Below are 22048 nucleotides of genomic sequence, written 5' to 3' on the forward strand. Positions count from 1 at the left end.
GATAAATTTTTAGTATAAATTAGTAGAAGGTTCGTTTTCAGATAACTTAGGCCTTTCATTTTGCAGCAGACGGCTGCTATTCAACATTTGATTGTTAAAAAGAATATTACCTGCCTGATAACCAGCATAATTCCCAATCCGGTTTCCAATTATGCTTCCGATAATAGATCCTATGATCGTTCCTGCACCCGGCAAAACGGCGGATCCAAGAATCGCTCCATATTCAAAACCAGCCATAATGCCTAAACTCCCTGTAACATTTTTGGAAGTTTGAATGGCATACTCTTTTTTATCCATTTTGCCGGAAGCAACGGCTTGAGTGTCCTGTAATTGTGCCATTCCTCCTGAAATTATTCCAGCCCAAAGTGAAACCCCTTTAAACATGAACCATCCTCCTTTCACTGTATAATTTGTCCAAAAAATCTAAAATTATGTCAGCGGTTGAAAATATTTAAAGAAAATCATTCCTTTTGATCATTTTTATTCAACTCACTATTCTTCATCATCAGCTACTTCGTATGCCCATCCAAAAAAAATCATTTGGCTGTCTATCTCTTCGTCATCTGGATTTTTCTTTACATAAGAATAACATCCATATTGGTCTTGTTCCCGGGCTTTTACATTATCACTTAAAAGTACGGTTAATATTTGTTTAAGCCTCTCCTTAAGTTCTTGATGATAAACGGGGAATGCAATTTCAACTCGTTTTTCCATATTTCGTGTCATTAAATCAGCTGAGGAAAGAAGGATTTTTTCATCACCGTTATGATGAAAATAATAAATACGGCTATGCTCTAAAAAACGTCCAACAATGCTGCGGACTCGGATATTCTCGCTGGCCCCTTCAATACCCGGACGAAGACAACATATTCCCCGAACGATAAGGTCAATCTTTACACCAGCCTGTGAAGCTTCATAAAACTTCAATATTAATTGCTTATCTGTTAAAGAATTCATTTTCGCTATGATCCTGCCATTCCCAAATTGTTTATGAAACTCAATTTCTTTGTCAATCAGCCGGATGAATTCATCTCGAATATCGAAAGGGGATACAGAAAAATGGTGAAAGTCTGGCTTTTCCATGTAACCGCTTAAATAATTAAAAAAATTGGTTGCATCGATTCCGAATTCTGGATTTGAGGTAATGAATCCTAAATCGGTATAGACTTTTGCTGTTTCTTCATTATAATTGCCAGTTCCCAAATGAACAAAACGTTGAATATTACCATTCATTTTGCGAACGATGAGCGTGATTTTGCTATGAGTCTTTAATAATATCTTCCCGTATATAACATGGCAGCCTGATTTTTCAAGCTCTTTTGCCCAATGTACATTATGTTCTTCATCAAATCGTGCTTTCAGTTCAACAAGGACAAGTACTTGCTTTCCTCTTTCTGCTGCCTTTTTTAGATTTTCAATGATAGGAGAATTTTCACTGACTCGGTAAAGAGTTTGTTTAATGGCCATAACATTAGGATCCTCAGCAGCACACCGTATAAAATCAATAACAGGTTCAAAAGATTCATAAGGATGATGAAGCAGGATATCTTTTTCAGCTGCAACATCAAAAATATTCTGTTTCTTCCCGCTTATTTCATTGATCAGATCCTTTGATGGCTGGGGAATTAATGTTTCAAAAGTCAGATGTTCCTTTAATGGAGCAATTTGTTTATAAAAACTAAATAAAAACGTTAAGTCAAGAGGACCGTTTAAAAAATATGTATCCTTCTCGTATATTTCCAATTCACTTAATAAGTAAGCAAGAATTTCCTGATCAATGAAATGATTTGATATTTCCAACCGGACAGTTGCTCCCCAATTTCTCTTTTTTAACTCTTCTTCGATTTCTTTTAATAGGTCTCTCGCACCCTCTTCATGTATTTCTAAATCTGCATTCCTCGTAATGCGAAATTGCGTCACGGATTCAACGTGCAGCCCGCGAAACAATTTATGGACAAAGTGGATAATGAGATCCTCAATTAAGACAAAAATTTTTTTATCACTTTCGATTTTATTTGGAACTTCTACGAATCGTTCAAATCCTCTTGGTATTTGTACAATTGCCAATTTTTTTTGGAGAGTTGATTCTTCCCTCTCATCGGATAAAACCACTGCAAGATTCATACTTTTGTTAGCCAGCAAAGGAAAAGGCCGGTAAGCATCAATAGCCATTGGTGTTAAAACAGGAAAAATAACTTGATCAAAATGTTGTTCCAGGGCAATTAAAGCTTCTTGCGGGAGATCTCTAATTGGAAGAAAGTAAATATTTTCTTTTTCCAACAAGGATAATAGATGTTTAAACGTTTCGTATTGCGTTTGGACCAATTCATGGGTAATTTTCGCAATTTCAGTTATTTGTTGTTTCGGAGTTAATCCGGCCTTATTTTCAGGTTTTGTAAACCCTGCTTTTATCTGATCTTTAAGACCAGCCACTCGAACCATAAAAAACTCGTCCAAATTTGAACTAAAAATAGCCAGGAATTTGAGCCTTTCAAGTAAAGGATTCCGTTCATCAATTGCTTCTTCCAAGACTCGTTTATTAAAAGCCAGCCAGCTAAGTTCCCGGTTATTAAAGTAAGCCGGTTGATTGAAATCATTATACTCTGTCAAATTCCATCTCACTTCTTTCACCACTGGGATTTATATTTGTTTAAAAAATTAACTCAGCCATTTAAAGTCTAAAATTATCGATTTTCCAAGAGCATTTTCTAAGTGCTTGATCTGTTTTTCCGCTTCCTGCTGCTCCACAGTCCAGCTCTTATTGCAATAAAGCTCTAAATGAATATGATCTTTTCCTTCTAATAGACGAAGACCCTGTACAATTTCTCTTTTGGTGCTGTTTAGAATAAATGAAAATTTTAATAGTGCACCAAAAACCCTTAATTTATGTCTTTCTTGTTTCGTAAACCATTCTTTAAAAGGCTGAACATTTTGTTTAAAAGAAGTCTTTGAATGATAAGAAGTTAATAAAGCAATTTTTATACGATCACGGTGGGAAACTCCATCCATATTTCTCGTCGATAAAATATAAAATGTATGCTGGCTAGCAGAATCTCTTTCGATAAACTCTCCTAAATTGTAAATATAACTGGCGCATCGCAAATCATGTATATCGTTTTCATTAACTTCAAATATCCCAGTTTTACGTAATGAATCCAAAAGCATCATCACTGTTTTTGTAACGGCTGACCTTTTTTCCAAATCTATTTCATATTCAACAGCCAATTGACGCAGACTTTTTTCTAACGGGAGCTGATTATTGTATTCATAATTATTATCGTCTCTTATTTCATTAAATAAAATTCCTTCTCTAATCCCTTTTTGGCTGAATTGAAAAAATGGTGCATCCACAGTCTGATAAATTGTCAGAAAAACTTCAATAGCAGGAATAATTATATCTGCTCGTTCTTTTGATAGGCCCTCGACGTTTTGGAGTTCCGAAAAGGATAACGATGTTAATTTCTCTTTTACCGTTAAAATATCTTTTAAATTTATCTCATATTGATGGATCGAATCAATTGGATAACTCTTCATTGCCTGGTCAATCTTCCCTAAATTTCTGGCACTCCCGCCAATCCCAACAATCGGCAGCCGGCAATTTTCCAACCAATCAATTTCCAGAAATTTGGATTGTAAAAATGCTGCCAAATTGTTCATCTCATCACTAGTAGGAACTTTTTCTTTAATAAATTGTTTTTTTAATGTTAATGCCCCAAAAGGAAAACTATGAGAATGAACCATTTTTCGATTTAAAAATTGGGTGATTTCTGTGCTTCCTCCGCCGATATCAATCGTAATTCCATCTTGTATCCAAGTTGAGTGAATAACACCAAGGAATCCATAAAACGCTTCTTTTTCGCCGGATAAAATATCAACAGAAAGCCCAATTTCATCCCTTATCGATTTCTTAATTTCTTCTTTATTTTTTGCCTGCCTAATCGCAGCTGTAGCAAACACTTTAATCAATGTTCCTTTATGCAAAGACACAATCTCTTTAAATAACTTTAAAGTGTTTTTCAGAATTCTCAGACCCTCGGAAGTTAATATTTGTTCATTATTTAGATAATTTTGAAGACGGGCTGAAACTTTTATATTTTCGATTTCCTTTAAAACGTATTCCTCTTTATGCAGGTAAATAACTAATCTAATCGTGTTGGATCCTATATCAATAATGGCTAATTTCTTTTCCACTTTTTTCATCCTTGTTTTTTAATGTCTTCTGATTGAAGAAAGTATGTAATGTATATTATTTATTATTTAAGTTGTCATTATAACAAATCGTCTATAAAGAAAATCATGAACGAAAAAGAGGCTGTCTCATTAGGGTCTGACCCCTAGGCTTTTGAGACAGCCTTTCTTTTTGAACATTTTTCATTTGGCAAAATACAATATTCTATCTGACTTTTTTCTGCCGTTATTATTTTGCAGCGCTGTAACGCTTAGCAACTTCATCCCAGTTAATCACATTGAAGAATGCGCTGATATACTCAGGACGACGATTTTGGTATTTTAAGTAGTAAGCATGTTCCCATACATCCAAACCTAGAATTGGAGTTTTACCTTCCATTAACGGAGAATCCTGGTTTGGAGTGCTGGTTACTTCAAGTTCGCCATTGTTAACAACAAGCCATGCCCAACCTGAACCGAAACGAGTTGTAGCTGCTTTTGTGAATTCTTCTTTAAAGCCTTCAAAGCTTCCAAATTTACTGTTAATTGCATCAGCCAATTCACCAGTCGGCTCACCACCGCCGTTTGGAGATAGAATTTGCCAGAATAAAGAGTGGTTTGCATGACCTCCTCCATTGTTGCGAACAGCAGTACGAACAGCTTCAGGTACTGCATCAAGGTTGGAAATAACTTCTTCGACAGTTTTAGAAAGAAGCTCTTCGTTTCCTTCTAAAGCATTGTTTAAGTTTGTTACATAAGTGTTGTGGTGTTTTGTGTGGTGGATGTTCATTGTCTCTTTGTCGATATGAGGCTCTAATGCATCATAAGCATAAGGTAATTGTGGTAATTCAAATGCCATTTTTCATTTCCTCCTTATGTAAAAAAATAGTTTTTTTGCTTTAGAACATTTTTCATTTGTAAAATTCTGAAAAACATAATGATTCTAAAGCTCTTTAAGTTAAGATTACCAAAGTTGGGCAATCGTTTCAAATGAAATGCTTATACAAGAATCATGTTTTTTGTGTTCCTTATAAAGAAGAGACAACGACAAACTTTCAATTCCCTTCACCTTAAAAATTATACAGGCAGAACGTTTTTTTCTATCGCTATCATTTTTCAAAATCGTACCGGTTCCAATCATCTTTCTAGACGACTGCTAACACAAAATAGATAATCATAATTGCTTGGATGATCCCTTTTACAAAGACACTGCTAATAAAACCGACAACAGACCCAAAACCGATTTTTACGGCATCTTTAAAATCTTTTTTATTTACAAGCCACTCAGCGATGATCGCTCCCAAAAACGGGCCGATTAAAATGCCAAAGATCGGAATGATAAATGGTCCGACAAGAATCCCGATTGTGCTTCCCCAGACCCCTGCTTTTGAACCGCCGTACTTTTTTACCCCAATTAAATTTGCAATATAATCTGCAATAAAAAGAAGAACCACGAACAGGCCTTGTATCAGCCAGAATAGCCAGTTGAACGGTTCGAACGAAAAGAAAATCCCGTACAACAAAAAACCGCCCGCGATAAACAGTACGCTAGGAATGACAGGATAGACTAAGCCAATAAAAGCAACAACAAACATAAAAATAATAATTGTCCAATAAATGTACTCCATACATAACTTCCTTCATTGATATAGTGAAAACCAAGTAGAGCTTCCCCTTTTATTAAATATCTTACCATAATCTTGCTCCACTAAAACAACCTAGGCAATATTTTGATGGCATTATAACTGCTTCCGTCAAAATATGCATAACTTGTACAATAGCCACGATAAAGCTAAAATAAAATGGTGAAACTTATGTAAAGGCGTGTCATGTTATGAATCTTTTTAAGCAATTGTTTAAGAGCCTGTACTCTCCAAAAGATATCGCTCTTTACCGTTTTCAGGGAATTGGAAAAACGATCCTTTATGTTTTCTTATTAACTTTGTTATCAGTGATCCCAAATGTCTATTATTTCTCAGCTGCTGTCATTAACGGATTAGAAGCAGCCCAAACTGCAGTAAAGGATCAGTTTCCAGAATTCACGATTGAAAGCGGGAAGCTTGGGGCTCGGCAAAATGCACCTATTTTCATCAATCGTGATGATTTTGCGATTATTTTTGATAGTACCGGAGAAATTAACGAAGACGATTTTTCCGAGGAAGAAAATGCAATCGCTTTTTTGCAGAATGAAATCATTTTTATAGCAGGCGGAAATATTCAATCATATCCGTATTCAATGTTTTCTTTTCCAATAACGAGTTCCGATCTTCAAGAATTTTTGGATACGATTGACTCGGTAACTTGGATTATGCTCGTGATTATGGCAATCTTCATTTACATTTTTTCAGCCGGTATGAAATTTATTGAAATTTCCATTTACGCTGTATTTGGGCTTTTGTTTAAAAATATGACAGGCAAAAAATTGCAGTACGGTCACTTATGGAGAATGTCAGCGTATTCTGTGACATTGCCGACGATCTTTTTCACGATTATGGCAGCACTGCAAACTTCCGTATTAAATGGATTTCTTATTAACTGGTTTGCCTCACTGATTGTACTGTTCCTTGCGATTAAAGAGGTTCCAAAACGAAAGCAAAACTAAAACGCGCCAAAAGCGCGTTTTAGTTTTGTTTCGAAAAATGAAATTGTCTTGTAATTTTCTCAAGTGACTCCGACAGTTTTGTTAATTGCTCGCCTGCAGCATGGCTTTTCTTTACTTTTTCCATTTGTTCATGTGATGCGGCCATCATTTCTTCAGCACTTGCCAGCGTTTCTTGAGAGACAGAGACAAAATTTTCTGAAGTCTTTTCCATTTTCGGCAAAGTTTCATTTAAAACATTCAATTCCTCTTGAACCCCCATAATCATTCCGCTGACAGCTTCTATCTCTAACATTAAAGAATCAAAAGCTTTCTGGCTGGTGGTTGCTGTATCAATATAGCTCTTTACATTTGTTACCATTTTTTGAAATTCACTTGTTGCATGATATGAAATGGATTCCATTTCTGAAATTGTTTTTGTAATATGCTCAGTAGCTTCGGTCGATTGCTCGGCAAGTTTCCTGACTTCGTTTGCCACCACGGCAAATCCTTTCCCCGCGTCTCCTGCTCTTGCTGCTTCAATCGTTGCATTTAAGGCAAGAAGTTTTGTTTGCTCGGCAATTTTCTGAATTAATGTCACCACATTGGCAATGGAAGCTGAATAATTATTGACTTCCTCAACTGCAGCCTTAACTCCTGTAAAATCATTCTCAAAGCCGGTAATCATATTTACCATTTTGCCAACGCTCTTTTCACCGTTTTCAGCGGACTCGTTCATTACTCGAGTTTTTTCGATAATTTGATCCATGTGATTAAATATTGTGTAAATCGAATCTTTCATTTCTTGAAATCTTTGAATGCTTTCTTCAGAACTTCCAGCAGTTTGTTCCGCCCCTATCTTAACAACATGGATTGCTTCAAGAAGCTGTTCATTTTCTTCAAGAACCTGATCGGACACTTCCCTGAGCTCTTTTCCGGTTGTTGAGAGATTTTTCGTTGTATTTGAAATATTGGATAAGAGCTCTTTCATTTGGCCAATCATCGCATGGAAGCTTTTCACTAGTGATGTAATTTCAGGAGTTGTCGTTTTGACATCAACATGTAAATCTAAATTGCCTGTCCTTGCTTTTCTCATAACCTCCCGAAGATCGGAAAGCGGCTTTGTTAAACTTCTAACAAGAAGGATTATAGCTAGCGAAGTCAGCGAAAGGCTTATGACAACCAAAATAAATATGTATTTTGCCATCTCGAGAATGTTTTTCATATAATTCTGTTGCGGGATTGCAATGACATAAATTCCATTTAATTCTTGCACCTTTTGAAAAGAGATTGTATAAAGTTCACCATTTATATTCTCGTGGAGAATCCCATTTTGTTTTTTTCGGATCTTTTCAAGCAGCGGTTCATCGAATTTCAACTTTGTGTTTTTATTTATGTTAAAAGGTTTTATTTCTTTATCGTCAAGAACAAAATACTCTCCCTTTAATCCATCTTTGGCTAATTCCGAATCCTGCCCCTTTATTACTTGATTCATCCTTTTGAAAAACTTCTCTTCGTCGCCTACATAGATCATCATCAAATTTTGAGCAATTGCATAAACAGTCTTAACTTCTCGTTCCAATCTTTGTTCCATCAATAAAATTGTTGTCTGCTTTGATTTCATAAACGATATGTAAGCAACGGAAGAAACCGTTAGAAGCAGTAGGCTTAAAATTAAGATTAACAAACGGGCCTGTAAAGTAATCTTTGTTAATATTTTGTTAATCCTATTCTCTTTTCTAATCCGAATGTTCATCCAAGGCAAAAAAATACACCCCTCCCATAATATACAAAAATATTATCGCAAAAAAATGTTAAGAAATTGTAAAGAAACAATGAGATTTTCATAAAACATTACCTTTGACCCTGTCGTAATAATTGTATCATGGAAAAATAGTCTTTTCGATTTAAAAAAACGAAATAGAGAAAACTTGCCAGGAGGATTAAAGCGGGATAAATAAAAATTCTTTCAGCATCATCCATCCAGCCCTCGAAAACAACCGGCCCTAATGCTACGCCAAGAAATCGAAATGTTCCATACAGGCTGACCACAAATCCCCGTTCCGAGTCCTGGACCGATGAAGTAACAGCCGTATTGATGGAGGGCAAAATAAACCCCATACTTCCAAATGCCAATGTGATGAAAAATAATAAAAATGAAAATGAGTGAAGCAAAATTAAGACAATAAAACAACCAACCATCAATATGTTTCCAAGAAAAAGAAGCCTATTCAAGTCTTCTCTGTTTGTTTTAAGCCGTTTCCCTGTCCAATAAGAGACAATAGTCATAGCGCCAAGCGGAAACAAAAAAGTGACTCCTTTAAAAAATCCATCAATATTGTACGTTTCTTCAATTAAAAAAGATAGATAATATAGCATACCGAACATGACAAACATGCTGATCCCTCCCGAAAGATACAGAGGAAAAAGGAAGTTCCTTTTCTTATTAAAAGTTTTTAGAATTTTGATTGAATATTCTTTAATCGAAAAGAAATCCTTTCCGCTTTCGGCTTTTGGAACATATTTTTTTATGCCCCAATAAGAAACAGCTGCCGTAACAGGAAACAAATAAAATGCCAGAAACCATGACTTCAATGCAGCCAGAGCCCCGAGCACGGGCGCGATCACCTTGCCGGCTCCGTTATAAACTTCCAATACACCGAGTACTTTGCTGCGATTTTCGATGAAAATATCGCCAACGAGAGCCATAGCAAGCGGTGTCGTGCCTGCAGCTCCGAATCCTTGAATGATTCTCCCTGTTAACAACACTGAAAAACTTGTTCTGTTTGAAGGAATCAGCCCGCTTAATCCGCAAATTAAACTTCCTACTATTACGAGAAGCAGTGACAAAAGGATAATAAGTCTTCTCCCCCACCGATCGGAAAGAAATCCGATAAATGGGATAACAATTGCTGCTGGGATGCTGAACATACTTAAAATAAGCCCTGTTTCAAAACCTGACAGATTGAGACTTCTCCGAATTTCCGGAAGAATAGGAATAAGCATCGAATTTCCTAGTACCATGACAAAGGGCAAAAGACCGATATAAAAAGTTAACAAACTTTCTTTTTTCATTGATTTTTCCTCCAATATTTGAAAAGAAGGTCTACAATAACTTGGACAAGCATACATATTGGCAAAACCCCTTTTTGGAGGATTGCAATATGAAGCGTTTGATTGGATTACTGGGTGGAGTATTAGTGATTTATGTGATTTATTATGACTTAAATCATGGAACTCTACCCTCTGTAAAAGAACAAAAAATTGAAGCTTCCAATACAGAACAGCCATCCATGCCATATTTTGAAAAACATGTTGAGCCTGGAGATACTGTATTATCAATTGTTGAAAAAAGAATAAATGGACCCCTCCCTGTTTCTATTTCCAAAGTAATTAAACATTTTCAATTGCTAAATGATGGAATGAGACCGGAAGATATTCAAATAGGGAAAACTTACAGATTTCCGGATTATGAAAAATACAGCCTGTAATAACTATTCAAAAGAGACGATGATTCTTGTCAATGCAAGTTGTTCACTGATACAATAATTATATGGACTCTCAAAATTATTTCGAATCCATTAATGATAAAGGAGCGAATCACCTTTGAGTGAAATTATACATCGTACAAAAACCCGGCCGATCAAGGTTGGAAATTTAACGATTGGCGGAAATAATGAACTTGTTATCCAGAGCATGACAACAACGAAAACTCATGATGTTGAGGCAACAGTTGCGGAAATAAAACGCCTTGAAGACGCCGGATGCCAGATTGTCCGTGTTGCATGCCCGGACGAAAGAGCTGCAAATGCAATTGCAGAAATTAAAAAGAGGATCAATATTCCGCTTGTTGCCGATATTCATTTTGATTATAAATTGGCCCTGAAAGCAATCGAAGGCGGGGCAGACAAAATCAGGATCAACCCCGGGAATATCGGAAAACGAGAAAAAGTGGAAGCAGTCGTAAAAGCAGCGAAAGAACGGGGAATTCCGATTCGTATCGGAGTAAATGCCGGTTCACTTGAAAAGCGCATTTTAGAAAAATATGGCTACCCTACTGCTGACGGAATGGTTGAAAGTGCTCTTCACCATATCAAAATTTTAGAGGATCTCGACTTCCATGATATTATCGTGTCAATGAAAGCCTCTGATGTAAACCTTGCCATAGAGGCTTATGAAAAGGCGGCAAGAACTTTTGATTATCCGCTTCATCTCGGCATCACCGAATCGGGAACATTATTTGCCGGAACCGTGAAAAGCGCTGCAGGGTTAGGTGCCATATTAAGCAAGGGAATCGGAAATACTCTTAGAATTTCTTTAAGTGCAGATCCTGTTCAAGAAGTAAAAGTCGCAAGAGAGCTGTTAAAAGCGTTTGGACTTTCATCAAATGCCGCAACTCTTATTTCCTGTCCAACATGCGGACGAATTGAAATTGATTTAATCAGCATTGCAAATGAAGTCGAAGAATATATCGAAAAAATAAAAGCTCCGATTAAAGTTGCCGTGCTTGGCTGCGCCGTAAACGGTCCCGGAGAAGCTCGCGAGGCAGATATCGGCATAGCCGGAGCCCGCGGAGAAGGACTGCTCTTCCGCAAAGGAAAAATAGTCCGTAAAGTACCTGAAGAAACAATGGTAGAGGAATTAAAGAAAGAAATTGACCTAATTGCCGAAGAATATTTTGCTAAGCAAGCAGAACAGACTGTCGAAAAAGTGTAATAATAACTTGAAAAGCCCGGCGGGTAAATCGCCGGGCTTTTGCATACTCCTATTTTTGAAAAGCTTAGAAAAACGGCCTGATAAAAATACCGAAAATAATTGAGACAGCACCGATGCCGATTGCCCAGCTGCCTAAGCTTTCTGCTCCTCTTCTGCGTGCAATAAAACCGAGAATAATCCCTGCTGCTCCGAATAATACCGGCCAAACAAACAAAGAAATGATAGAAAGCGCCAGGGCGGCAAGTCCAATTCCCCGCCCGCTTGCAGTTTCTTCATCCCTCTGCACTTCATTATCCCGGTCACGTCTTATCGTGGCAGGTGCAGCAATTTCAGCAGCGGTTTCTTCGATATAATCTGTATCCCCGAGGCGATTTTCCTCGCCTATTTGATCACGGTAACGATTATCGGTCGTTTGTTTCTCGTCTGCCATGTTCATCCCTCGCTTTCAGATGTGGAGCATTTATATTGTTTGCGAATCACCTCTGTTTCAATATGTTAATTTTTTCATATCATTGTATCTAAAAGGAATATGATCAAAATAACACTTTGGCCATTTTTTCTAATCTGTTAAGATAGTAGTAATGAAATAGGGGTCTGTCCCTCATAAGGAGATATGCAAAATGAAAAAACGGTTTGGTATTGATATTGACGGTACTGTCACACACCCAACTTCCATGATTCCTTTTTTAAATAAAGCATTTAACATGAATATCACGCTTGATGATATTAAACAGTATGATCTTACACCTCTCGTCAATCTGCCGGAAGAAGAATTTGCAGAATGGTTTCTTACCATGGAGCCTGTCATTTATTCCGAATCGCCTTTAGCCGAAGGTGCAAAATCGATTTTAGAAAAATGGCAAGGGAAACATGAACTTTATTTTATCAGTGCACGGGGAAATCATCTTCTCGATGTCACAGAACAATGGTTTACAAAACAAGGAATCACCTATGACCATATTGAATTGATTGGTTCACATGATAAAATTGATGCCGCAAAAAAATACAAAGTAGATATATTTTTTGAAGATAAACATGACAATGCAGTCATGATCCATGAAGAATGTAAAATCCCGGTTATTTTATTTGATACTCCTTATAACCGTGAACCGATCCCGAATGGTGTTATCCGGGTTACCAATTGGTTTGAGGCATACACGTGGGTGGAAAATTGGCTGAATGCGGGCGGGGTCTGACCCATTGAAGTCAGCCCCAAACTTGCAAACATTCAGGACACCGTCCATATATTTCGAATTTATGCCCGGATACATCGTATCCTTTTAAATTCTCATTCAAACTGTTCATCGGGCACATATCAATTTCTTTTGTCTTTCCACAATCGAGGCAAATAAAATGGTGGTGGTGTTCATTGCGGGAACAAGTAAATCGAAAATTTTTTTCACCTGACAGTTCAGTCGTTTCTAAAATACCAAGGTCGGCAAACAAAGATAAATTCCGGTAGATCGTGTCAAAGCTAAGTCCCGGGTATCTGTCCTTCAATCCTTCTAAAACATCTTTTGCAGTCAAATATTTATCGCTTTCAGCAAACAGCTGAAGCATATCTTCTCTTTTTCCCGTATATTTATATCCCTTTTCCTTTAACAGCTGCAAAGCTTGTTCTACATTCATTCCTCTCACCTCGTTAAAACAGGTCGAACAATGGCAAATTTTTTTATTAAAATCGATACAATTAATATTAATACGGCAATTATTACAATTGTTCCTCCCGGAGCGAGATCAAGATAATACGAAATTATTAAACCGCCAAGAACCGATATTTCCCCAAAAAGTACTGAAAACAGAATCGTCTGCTTAAATCCTTTTGCAATCCGAATGCTCGCGGCGACAGGCAATGTCATTAAAGAGGAAACTAAAAGAATGCCGACAATTCTCATGGAAACCGCTATAACAAGTGCAACCATGATAATAAAAATAAAATGGACGCTTTTTGCCGCTATTCCTGATGCTTTTGCGTATTCTTCATCAAACGAAAGCAAGAATAACTCTTTATAAAGAAGAATGATGACAGACAATACAGTAATACTAATGGCTGCAATTATCCAAAGATCCGTCTTGCTTACGGCGCTCACACTGCCGAATAAATAGCTGAAAAGGTCGGTTTTAAAACCATCAGCAAGGGAAATAAATATGACTCCTAACCCAATCCCTCCCGACAAAATAATCGGGATTGCCAGTTCCTGGTAGTGTTTGTAAACAGACCTCAGTTTCTCAATAAATAAGGAGCCGGCTACAGAAAAGGCCATTCCCATGTACAAAGGGTTTAAGCCGTAAAAAATATTAAACTTCTTCTCAAGGAATAAACTGGCGGCAATTCCGGCAAGTGTCACATGGCTTAATGCATCAGCGATTAAAGACAAGCGCCTGACAACGATAAACACTCCTAAAAGCGGTGCGATTACACCAATAACCATGCCTGTAAGAAAGGCATTTTGCAAGAAATCATATTGTAAAATTCCCGAGATCATTGTATGCTCCCCCGTGATGATGTTGTTCATGATTATGAGTCAAAACATGAACGTCATGACCGTAATAGTCGGAAAAGTCATTCAGTCTCAACTGTTCAAATTCACTTGTTCTGCCATGAAAATGGAGATGCTTGTTCAAACAGGCGACGTGCGTTACTTTATCAGAAATGGTCCCGATATCATGGGTGACAAGAAGGAGTGTAATGCCCATTTTTTTGTTTAATTCATCCAGCATCTCATAAAATGAATAAACATTTTGAGAATCTACCCCGACAGTCGGTTCATCTAAGACAAGAAGTTCTGGTTCACTTACAAGCGCTCTTGCGATAAAAACACGCTGTTGCTGCCCGCCTGATAGTTCTCCAATGTTTTTCTTAAGAAATGAATCCATTCCGACAGACTGCAGTGCATGAATCACCTGATTTTTATATTGTTTTTTCATAAATTTAAACATGCCAATCTTCTTTGTCAGTCCGCTTGCTACAACTTCATATACGGTTGCAGGAAAACCGGTGTTGAATGAATTAGCCTTTTGAGAGACAAATCCGATTTTCTGCCAGTCTTTAAATCGGCTTATATCCTCTCCAAAAATCGTGATTTCACCATGCTGCGGCTTCAAAAGCCCTAGAAGGAGCTTTAGAAGCGTTGATTTTCCTGATCCGTTCGGACCGACAATCCCAAGAAATGATCCTTTTGGGATTGAAAGATTTATATTTTCGAGAACATTTTCCTTTTCATAACGATAGGAAAGATTTTTTATCTTCACAATTGGTTCAAGAGTATCCATTTGGATCACCTTCAAATTAAGAATCATTCCGATTTATCAAAATGAAGTATACATGATAATTGACTAATTGTAAACAAACAAGACTTCACCCATAAAAAAAGACGATCTCATGTTGATCGCCTGAATTTTTAGTGAATAGCTGATTTAAATCTCGCACCTTTTGTTTCATGAGTATCCATGATTGTTAAAAAAGCGTTTGGATCTATATCATCAACAATCGATTTCAATTTGGTCACTTCAAGGCGAGTAACAACAGCATAAATCACGTCTTTTTCGTTATCAGTAAAACCGCCCTTGCCTTTAAGCTTTGTCGTTCCTCTTCCTAAACGGTAAAGAATCGCCTCAGATACTTCTTCATAGTAATCAGAAACAATAATAACAGCTTTTGTTTCATCCAAACCTTGAATAACAGTGTCAATCGTTTTAAATGCAATATAGTAGGCCATTACGGAATACATTGCTTCTTCGATACCGAAAACAAATGATGCCCATCCAAAGATAAAGATATTAATGAACATGATAAATTCACCAACGGAAAAAGGGAGATTTTTCGTCAGCAATATTCCTAAAATCTCTGTTCCGTCTAAAGAACCGCCATGCCTGATCACAAGCCCTACCCCCACGCCGAGTATTAAGCCGCCAAAAACAGCAGCCAAAATAGCCTGATCTGTAAATGGCTCGATGTGATGAAGAAGCGATTCAACTACTGCTAAACATATGATTCCAAATAATGACGAAACCATGAATGTTTTCCCTATTTGCTTATAACCGTAATACATAAAAGGGAGGTTAAGAATGACCACCAATGTTCCAAAGTTGAGGAAGGGGACACGTTCAGATAGCAAGGAATTGAGAATCAATGAAACACCAATGATTCCTCCATCAATAATGTTATTCGGGATTAAAAACAGTTCAATGGAAGTTGCTGCAAGCGAAGCACCGATAACGATCCATATTAAACGATAAAACAGATGAATGAACGTTTCCTTCTTATGTTTTTTCTTGATCATATTCTTCTCCTTTTCAATTAAAATATATGCAGGCTCTTCTTTATCTCACTAGCGTTGCACAAAAAACATAAGAAAAAGTCAAGAGTATAAAATTGGGATTATTTTAAATAATATCCCAAAAAATGTATGGTTTGAATATTCTGATTTTATATTTCTGAGTATTTAAGAAAAAAAGGATAAGGGGACCTATTTGAAGGTAGTCCTTATCCAGATTTTTACAAATAAATAGGGTCATATGTTAAATCATCTAAATGCTGTACATCTCCTTTTTCAAACTGTGCTAGGGTTTCAATGAAAATTTGTTCATGGTTAAGTGGCCTTCGTCCATATGATGATCGATCAGGTGTTTTAAATAGTTCTTTTATAAATTCGAAGAAGCTTTTTGACCAATATTCTTCTATAAATTCAAACATCTCAAGGAGCGTTCCCTGATAACTTACTTTTTTCTTCATCAATAAAGTTAAACAAAAAGTAATCATGGCTATGTAAATTTGGTTGAAAACAGCATTCGCGCTCTTTCCATAACATCTTTTAATGATTAAATGCTGCTTCATCCACTTGAAGAAAAGTTCAATTTGCCAGCGATTACGGTAAAGTTCACTAATTTCTTGTGCACTCATTTTTGCATCATTGATGATGATAGATAGGGTATTTCCTTGACTATCTTTCGTTTCTATCAGTCTAACGGGATATTTCATCCTTCCCAGTTTTACTATTGCTTCCCGAGAAATGTTTGACGACGGGTCAACGGGAAGTTCTTCAATGACATGGATGACAGTGTTTTCCTTGATACGAGTACAAAATCGAATATTATGACGGCAGTACTCATCGAACTTTTTAAAATCAAAGTAACCCCGGTCAAACACATGGAGCGCATCCTTATCGATTATCATTAAACCATCTAACTGTGTGACATCTGCTGGTCTAGCAGGAGTAATCATGATTTTGTCTGGGAAAGTTTCCCCTTCATGAAATACTACTCGAGTATGGATTTTAACTCCAGCTTTTGTATTTCGAAAATCAGCCCATCGATACTGGCTAAGGCATAAGGAGATGGTTGTTGAATCAATAAGATGGATTTTTCCTAGTAAATCATCGCCCTTTTCTTTTCCGAATTCCCGATAGATTTGTTCAACCAAGTGATGCAAAATAACTTCAAAAATCTCCGGGGGTAGATCGGAGAGTTTGCGAGAAAGTTGAGATTTACTAATACTTTTTAAGCCAAGTTCTTTCTGTAATTTCTTTTTGTTTTTCACCTTGAAACTGATTTTTTTTAGGCTATCAAGCTGCTTCAATTGGGCATATATAAAAAGTTTCGTAAATGTTAGGCTATCCAGCTTTTTCACATATTTATCAAGCTTCATCTGATCAATCATTTTTAAAAAAACTTTTTCATCCATTGGTTGGATGTATTCCTTAAATACTGTTTTTATGGTATTCTTGTCCATAGAGGTCTCCTTATAATTGGGATTTGGACAGGACTACCTACCTTCCACCTAATTATAAGGTTTTTTTATGCACTTTTGAACAAAAAATACCATTAATTACAAATTATTCAATAAAAATTTTATGGGAAAAGCCTTGACAAATTAAATTTTATTTAATGCAACGCTAGTGTCTTTATCTCTATATTAAAGGAAGCTTAATATAATTTTTCCAATGAACATGTACAGAGCCTAATTGAAAGGCACGATTCCGGAAACACCTTCATAAGTTACTATGGAGGGGTGATGAAAGTGAAAATTTTTGAAAACATAATTAATCACAAAATTAATACGATAACAACTGATGAATTACTTAAGTATGCTAAACAATTTCATATTAAAATCACGAGGCAGCAGGCTCATGACATTGCAAATTACTTACGAGGAAGAAATATAAATATCTTTAATGGAACTGATCGAATAATGGTCATAAAGGAAATTGCCATAATTGCCGGACCTGAAACAGCCAAAGAACTGAACAAACTCTTTGTACAATTTACAAAATAGGAAGGCAAGGGTCTGACTCCCTCCAAACAATAGCAATATTTTTGAATGGTCTTATTGTTGTGTTGGAAGAGTCTGACCCATTTGCAAGTTATCCTCGCATGATAAGATCGAGAAGATTTTCTTCAAACACTTGATTGCGGAGCATTTCAATTTCATGCTTGTAAGGAGGTTTTTTATTATTTTTATCTTCTCCGACATAAGGAGTTTCAAGAATTTTAGGTATTTCCTTCAGTTGAGGATGATGAACAATGTAATTTAATGCTTTAAATCCAATATGTCCAAATCCGATATTTTCATGGCGGTCTTTTCTCATTCCCTTTTCATTCTTGCTGTCATTAATATGCAAAACCTTTAAACGGTCTAACCCGATAATCTTATCAAATTCTTCTAACACTCCATCGAAATCGTCCACTATATTATAGCCCGCATCATGCGTATGGCAAGTATCGAAGCAAACAGACAGTTTATCGCTATAAGTGACGCCGTCAATGATCATCGCCAGCTCCTCAAACGATTTCCCGCATTCAGAGCCTTTTCCTGCCATCGTTTCAAGAGCAATTTGTACATTTTCTTTACCTGTCAACACTTCATTTAAGCCTTCAACAATTTTTTTGATTCCGACTTCGACTCCTTCTCCGACATGAGCACCCGGATGGAGAACAATTTGTTTTGCACCAATGGCTTCTGTTCTTTCAATTTCAGATCGCAAAAAATTCACACCAAGCTCAAATGTATCAGGATTGACAGCATTTCCAATATTGATTATATACGGAGCATGAACGATAATTTCCTCAATCCCGTGCTCTTCCATATGCTTTCTTCCGGCCTCAATATTTAAATCTTCAATTTTTTTCCTTCTCGTATTTTGCGGTGCACCTGTATAAATCATAAATGTATTGGCACCGTATGAAACAGCCTCTTCACTCGCAGCGAGAAGCATCTTTTTTCCGCTCATTGAGACATGTGATCCTATTTTTAACATCTTTTTTCTCCTCTTTATTTATTTTTTCGTTGAAGTCTTTTCTGGCGTTTCTTTATATTTTCTATTTCTTCCATCATTTTCTTCTTATAGCCTGGTTTCACTTTTTTCGGTTTTCGGACAAGTAATTTTGCCTTAAACTCTGCTTCATTTTCCTGCTTTTGACGGTTCTTTCGTTTATTCCGGTCCCCAATTTCAACAAATTCGCCTCTTTGAATATCTACATTTTTGAAAGTAATCCCCATTTTTTCAAGCCGGTTTAACGCATCTTCATCAGATGGATCATAAACGGTCAGAGCGGTTCCGGAATAGCCTGCTCTTGCAGTGCGGCCAACCCTGTGGATATAAAAATCCAAATCTGCCGGCAATTCAAGATTAATGACATGGCTTACTCCTTCAATATCAATTCCTCTTGCCGCAAGGTCTGTCGCAACAATGTATTGAAATTCAAGGTCCCTAATCTGCTTCATCATTTTTTTTCGTTCTCTTGGAGTTAAGTCTCCATGAATTCGTCCGACCTTTAACCCTTTTTCAATCAAAGCATCCGCTGCTTCATCTGCCATTTTTTTTGTATTGGCAAAAACGATCGCCAAGTAAGGATTAAATAACATTAATGCTTCATAAACAATATCAATTTTCGGCCTGTGTCTGGACGGAATGAGGTAATGATCAATTTTTTCCGCAGCAATATGTTTTGGTTCAATATGAATAAATTTCGGATTTTCCATATATTTTTTGATGAAAGGTTTTAATTTCTCGGGAATGGTGGCAGAGAATACAAGCATTTGCAAATCTTTCGGCATTCTTGCAGCAATTTTATCGACATCTTCAATGAATCCCATATCAAGCATCAGATCTGCTTCATCAATGACAAGGACTGCAGCAGTATGGACAAATAATGCCTGCTCATTTACAAGGTCGTTGATTCTTCCGGGAGTCCCGACAACAATATGAGGCTGAGCTTTTAGTCTTTCAATTGTCCGCTGCTTGTCTGTTCCGCCAATAAAACATTTTGCTGATATTCTTTCATTCTCATCGCTATGTTCAGTTATTTTTAAAATTTCATGGTAAATTTGGTTTGCCAGTTCACGAGTAGGAGCTGAAATAACAGCTTGGACTTCCTTTTTCTTCGGATCAATTTTTTCGAGAATCGGCAAAATATAAGCATGGGTCTTTCCCGTTCCTGTTTGTGATTGCCCGACTGCGCTTTCCCCTTTTAATACTGCGGGAATAAGGCGCTCCTGGATTTCCGTAGGTTCATAAAATCCAAGGTCCTTTATGGCATCTATAATAAACGGTTTAAAATGAAAACGCTCGAATTTCGTTTCTTTCATTTTGTGTACTCCTTTTGTTGTTTCATTACGTTCCGGACTCGTCCATCCTGTTATTATAATAAAGATTCTTGCAAATCTCCACTGGTGCTTTATTATTATTTTCATCATTCTTCATCGCAACAATGATTTTTTTCATTTCATCTATAATCCGCTTCTGTTTAAACCAAAACTAAACATGCGCATATGTTAACTAAGAGAGACGTTTAGAAAGGAGGCTGATTTTATGCCACCAAGACCAAGAGGACCTTTTTCGATGGGAATAGGACCTCGCAATATGCATTCTTCTCCTGTTTCCCCTTTTGGCCCGATGGGGGGAAGAGCCCGGCAAATGAGAAGAGGAGGGCTTCTGGAAAAATTATTTGGACGTGGAAACCGGAATGGCCCGTTTCAAGGTTTACAACCCGGGGGATTTCCAGGAATGAATCCTGCCTCAAGATCTTCGGCTGCGGGCGGAGGATCCTTGTTAAAAACATTGAGCAATCCCGAAGCCATAAACGGATTCTTGAATAACACACAACAAGTACTTAAAGCTGCCCAGTCTATAGGGCCGATGATTCAGCAATACGGACCTTTAGTCAGAAATTTGCCGGCAATGTGGAAGCTTTATAAAGGTTTAAAGAACGCTACAGCTGAAACGGAAACGTCCGATCATGAAAGTGTCGAATCGAAAGAAAATAACGACTTGGAAGAAAGTACGGATAAAAAATCACAAAAACATGTGAAAAATAAAAAAACAGCTGCGAAAAAGAAAACGGTTTCTTCAGTTAAAGAGCAACCTAAAAGAGAATCTGTTCCCAAACTTTATATTTAATGAACCAAATGCTGTCAAGGCATTCATTTTATTCTTAGCGATCTTTGCACTGATATTTTTGTAATATCTCCCCATCTCTTATATAATAAAAACTATAGATAAAGGACCTTATTTTGTCCTTTAAGGGGAGGAAAAAAATGAATGTCATAAAAATATCACCGCGCGGATATTGCTATGGTGTTGTAGATGCAATGGTTATCGCACGAAATGCGGCATTGGATAAATCTTTGCCAAGACCGATTTATATATTAGGAATGATTGTCCACAATAAGCATGTTACTGATGCTTTTGCGGAAGAAGGCATCATCACACTCGACGGAAATAACAGAAAAGAGATTATTGAAAAGGTGGATAAAGGAACTGTTATTTTTACTGCTCATGGAATTTCTCCCGAAGTTCGTGAAATTGCAGCAAAAAAAGGGCTGGTTACGATCGATGCAACTTGTCCTGATGTAACAAAGACTCACGATTTAATCCGCCAGAAATCGGCTGAAGGTTATCAAATTATTTATATCGGGAAAAAAGGGCATCCCGAACCAGAAGGTGCTGTCGGAGTTGCACCAGAGCATGTACACCTTGTCGAAACGGTTAAAGATGTTGAAAATTTATCAATTACAGCCGAAAAAATCATTGTTACAAACCAGACGACGATGAGCCAGTGGGATGTAGCGGACATTATGGAAAAAGTAAAAGAAAAATACCCGCAAGTCGAAATGCACAAAGAAATTTGTCTTGCTACCCAAGTAAGACAAGAGGCTGTCGCAGAACAGGCGAAAGACGCAGATGTTCTTATTGTCGTCGGTGATCCAAAGAGCAACAATTCGAACCGTCTGGCCCAGGTTTCAGAGGAAATTGCCGGCACGAAAGCTTATCGGATTGCTGATATTACAGAATTGGATATTGAATGGATTAGAAATGCTTCAACAGTTGCCGTTACAGCAGGCGCTTCCACTCCTACACCGATAACAAAAGAAGTCATTGCGTTTTTAGAACAATTTGATCCGGAAGATCCATCTACTTGGAAAAAAGAAAAGAAAGTTCCTCTTCATAAAATATTGCCAAAAGTAAAAAAGACTGAAGCGAAAAGCTAAAGGACTGACTCATAAGGGTCTGACACCCTCCAGCAATGACAATATTATAGAATTGTTTTACAGAGTTTGTCTATATATTGTAATGGAGGGGTCGGACC

At 37.1% G+C, this 22048-nt stretch carries 22 protein-coding genes; 7 read left to right on the top strand and 15 right to left on the bottom strand.

The genetic code is table 11. From position 1 onward, the window contains the following. Positions 1-9: 9 nt before the first annotated feature. From C0966_RS09680 to C0966_RS09700, 5 genes are all read right to left on the bottom strand, one after another. On the bottom strand, positions 10-384 hold the full coding sequence (locus C0966_RS09680; protein ID WP_274855211.1) for a glycine zipper domain-containing protein: 375 nt from the start codon (positions 382-384) through the stop codon (positions 10-12). A 108-nt stretch (positions 385-492) separates the two neighbouring features. Beyond that, positions 493-2622, bottom strand: coding sequence for an RNA degradosome polyphosphate kinase (locus C0966_RS09685; RefSeq protein ID WP_274855212.1), 2130 nt, complete (start codon positions 2620-2622; stop codon positions 493-495). 36 nt (positions 2623-2658) lie between these two features. Then, the gene (locus tag C0966_RS09690; RefSeq protein ID WP_274855214.1) at positions 2659-4200 is read right to left on the bottom strand and encodes a Ppx/GppA phosphatase family protein; all 1542 of its coding nucleotides are present in this window, start codon (positions 4198-4200) and stop codon (positions 2659-2661) included. A gap of 217 nt (positions 4201-4417) precedes the next feature. Further along, positions 4418-5026, bottom strand: a complete 609-nt coding sequence (locus C0966_RS09695) for a superoxide dismutase (protein ID WP_274855215.1) — start codon at positions 5024-5026, stop codon at positions 4418-4420. Between the two features lie 286 nt (positions 5027-5312). Continuing rightward, complete coding sequence (locus C0966_RS09700) at positions 5313-5795, bottom strand: DUF456 domain-containing protein (RefSeq protein ID WP_274855216.1); 483 nt, start codon at positions 5793-5795, stop codon at positions 5313-5315. A 206-nt stretch (positions 5796-6001) separates the two neighbouring features. On the opposite strand from C0966_RS09700, the gene C0966_RS09705 reads away from it, so the two are divergent. Further along, positions 6002-6769 carry a DUF1189 domain-containing protein gene (locus tag C0966_RS09705; protein WP_274855217.1) on the top strand — a complete coding sequence of 256 codons (768 nt, stop codon included), beginning with the start codon at positions 6002-6004 and terminating at the stop codon, positions 6767-6769. Positions 6770-6788: 19 nt separating this feature from the next. Here C0966_RS09705 and C0966_RS09710 read toward each other — a convergent pair whose 3' ends face one another. Beyond that, positions 6789-8501, bottom strand: coding sequence for a methyl-accepting chemotaxis protein (locus C0966_RS09710; protein WP_274855762.1), 1713 nt, complete (start codon positions 8499-8501; stop codon positions 6789-6791). Between the two features lie 98 nt (positions 8502-8599). Beyond that, positions 8600-9877, bottom strand: a complete 1278-nt coding sequence (locus C0966_RS09715; RefSeq protein ID WP_274855219.1) for an MFS transporter — start codon at positions 9875-9877, stop codon at positions 8600-8602. Positions 9878-9909: 32 nt separating this feature from the next. On the opposite strand from C0966_RS09715, the gene C0966_RS09720 reads away from it, so the two are divergent. Both C0966_RS09720 and ispG read left to right on the top strand, forming a co-directional pair. After that, complete coding sequence (locus tag C0966_RS09720) at positions 9910-10236, top strand: hypothetical protein (protein WP_274855221.1); 327 nt, start codon at positions 9910-9912, stop codon at positions 10234-10236. Between the two features lie 115 nt (positions 10237-10351). Continuing rightward, positions 10352-11461: a flavodoxin-dependent (E)-4-hydroxy-3-methylbut-2-enyl-diphosphate synthase gene (ispG, locus tag C0966_RS09725; protein WP_274855222.1), complete on the top strand. Its 1110-nt coding sequence runs from the start codon at positions 10352-10354 to the stop codon at positions 11459-11461. Positions 11462-11525: 64 nt separating this feature from the next. Here the strand turns inward: ispG and C0966_RS09730 are convergent, their stop codons facing one another. Then, positions 11526-11891 carry a hypothetical protein gene (locus tag C0966_RS09730; protein WP_274855224.1) on the bottom strand — a complete coding sequence of 122 codons (366 nt, stop codon included), beginning with the start codon at positions 11889-11891 and terminating at the stop codon, positions 11526-11528. A 190-nt stretch (positions 11892-12081) separates the two neighbouring features. Between C0966_RS09730 and C0966_RS09735 the strand changes: the two genes are divergently transcribed. Next, positions 12082-12657 (top strand): hypothetical protein, encoded by a 576-nt coding sequence (locus C0966_RS09735; protein WP_274855225.1) that lies wholly within the window; start codon positions 12082-12084, stop codon positions 12655-12657. A gap of 10 nt (positions 12658-12667) precedes the next feature. On the opposite strand, the gene C0966_RS09740 is transcribed toward C0966_RS09735, so the two are convergent. From C0966_RS09740 to C0966_RS09760, 5 genes are all read right to left on the bottom strand, one after another. Then, positions 12668-13090 (bottom strand): Fur family transcriptional regulator, encoded by a 423-nt coding sequence (locus tag C0966_RS09740; RefSeq protein WP_274855227.1) that lies wholly within the window; start codon positions 13088-13090, stop codon positions 12668-12670. 5 nt (positions 13091-13095) lie between these two features. Continuing rightward, positions 13096-13947 carry a metal ABC transporter permease gene (locus tag C0966_RS09745; RefSeq protein ID WP_274855228.1) on the bottom strand — a complete coding sequence of 284 codons (852 nt, stop codon included), beginning with the start codon at positions 13945-13947 and terminating at the stop codon, positions 13096-13098. Further along, positions 13922-14734 carry a metal ABC transporter ATP-binding protein gene (locus tag C0966_RS09750; protein WP_274855230.1) on the bottom strand — a complete coding sequence of 271 codons (813 nt, stop codon included), beginning with the start codon at positions 14732-14734 and terminating at the stop codon, positions 13922-13924. The genes C0966_RS09745 and C0966_RS09750 overlap by 26 nt, the downstream gene beginning before the upstream one ends. Positions 14735-14862: 128 nt before the next feature. Then, on the bottom strand, positions 14863-15744 hold the full coding sequence (locus C0966_RS09755) for a YitT family protein (RefSeq protein ID WP_274855233.1): 882 nt from the start codon (positions 15742-15744) through the stop codon (positions 14863-14865). A gap of 215 nt (positions 15745-15959) precedes the next feature. Next, complete coding sequence (locus C0966_RS09760; protein WP_274853102.1) at positions 15960-17192, bottom strand: IS4 family transposase; 1233 nt, start codon at positions 17190-17192, stop codon at positions 15960-15962. 288 nt (positions 17193-17480) lie between these two features. Here C0966_RS09760 and C0966_RS09765 point away from each other — a divergent pair, with 288 nt between their 5' ends. Continuing rightward, complete coding sequence (locus tag C0966_RS09765) at positions 17481-17735, top strand: DUF2624 domain-containing protein (RefSeq protein WP_274855764.1); 255 nt, start codon at positions 17481-17483, stop codon at positions 17733-17735. An 88-nt stretch (positions 17736-17823) separates the two neighbouring features. On the opposite strand, the gene C0966_RS09770 is transcribed toward C0966_RS09765, so the two are convergent. Both C0966_RS09770 and C0966_RS09775 read right to left on the bottom strand, forming a co-directional pair. After that, the gene (locus C0966_RS09770) at positions 17824-18717 is read right to left on the bottom strand and encodes a deoxyribonuclease IV (RefSeq protein ID WP_274855234.1); all 894 of its coding nucleotides are present in this window, start codon (positions 18715-18717) and stop codon (positions 17824-17826) included. 14 nt (positions 18718-18731) lie between these two features. Continuing rightward, the gene (locus C0966_RS09775) at positions 18732-20048 is read right to left on the bottom strand and encodes a DEAD/DEAH box helicase (RefSeq protein WP_274855235.1); all 1317 of its coding nucleotides are present in this window, start codon (positions 20046-20048) and stop codon (positions 18732-18734) included. Between the two features lie 223 nt (positions 20049-20271). On the opposite strand from C0966_RS09775, the gene vrrA reads away from it, so the two are divergent. Next, positions 20272-20859: a VrrA/YqfQ family protein gene (gene vrrA / locus C0966_RS09780; RefSeq protein ID WP_274855237.1), complete on the top strand. Its 588-nt coding sequence runs from the start codon at positions 20272-20274 to the stop codon at positions 20857-20859. Between the two features lie 137 nt (positions 20860-20996). Beyond that, a complete protein-coding gene (locus C0966_RS09785; protein WP_274855238.1) occupies positions 20997-21950 on the top strand; it encodes a 4-hydroxy-3-methylbut-2-enyl diphosphate reductase in 954 nt (317 codons plus the stop codon). The last annotated feature ends 98 nt before the right edge of the window (positions 21951-22048 follow it).

The sequence above is a fragment of the Bacillus methanolicus genome, assembly GCF_028888695.1.
Classification (GTDB): Bacteria; Bacillota; Bacilli; order Bacillales; family Cytobacillaceae; genus Bacillus_Z; species Bacillus_Z methanolicus_B.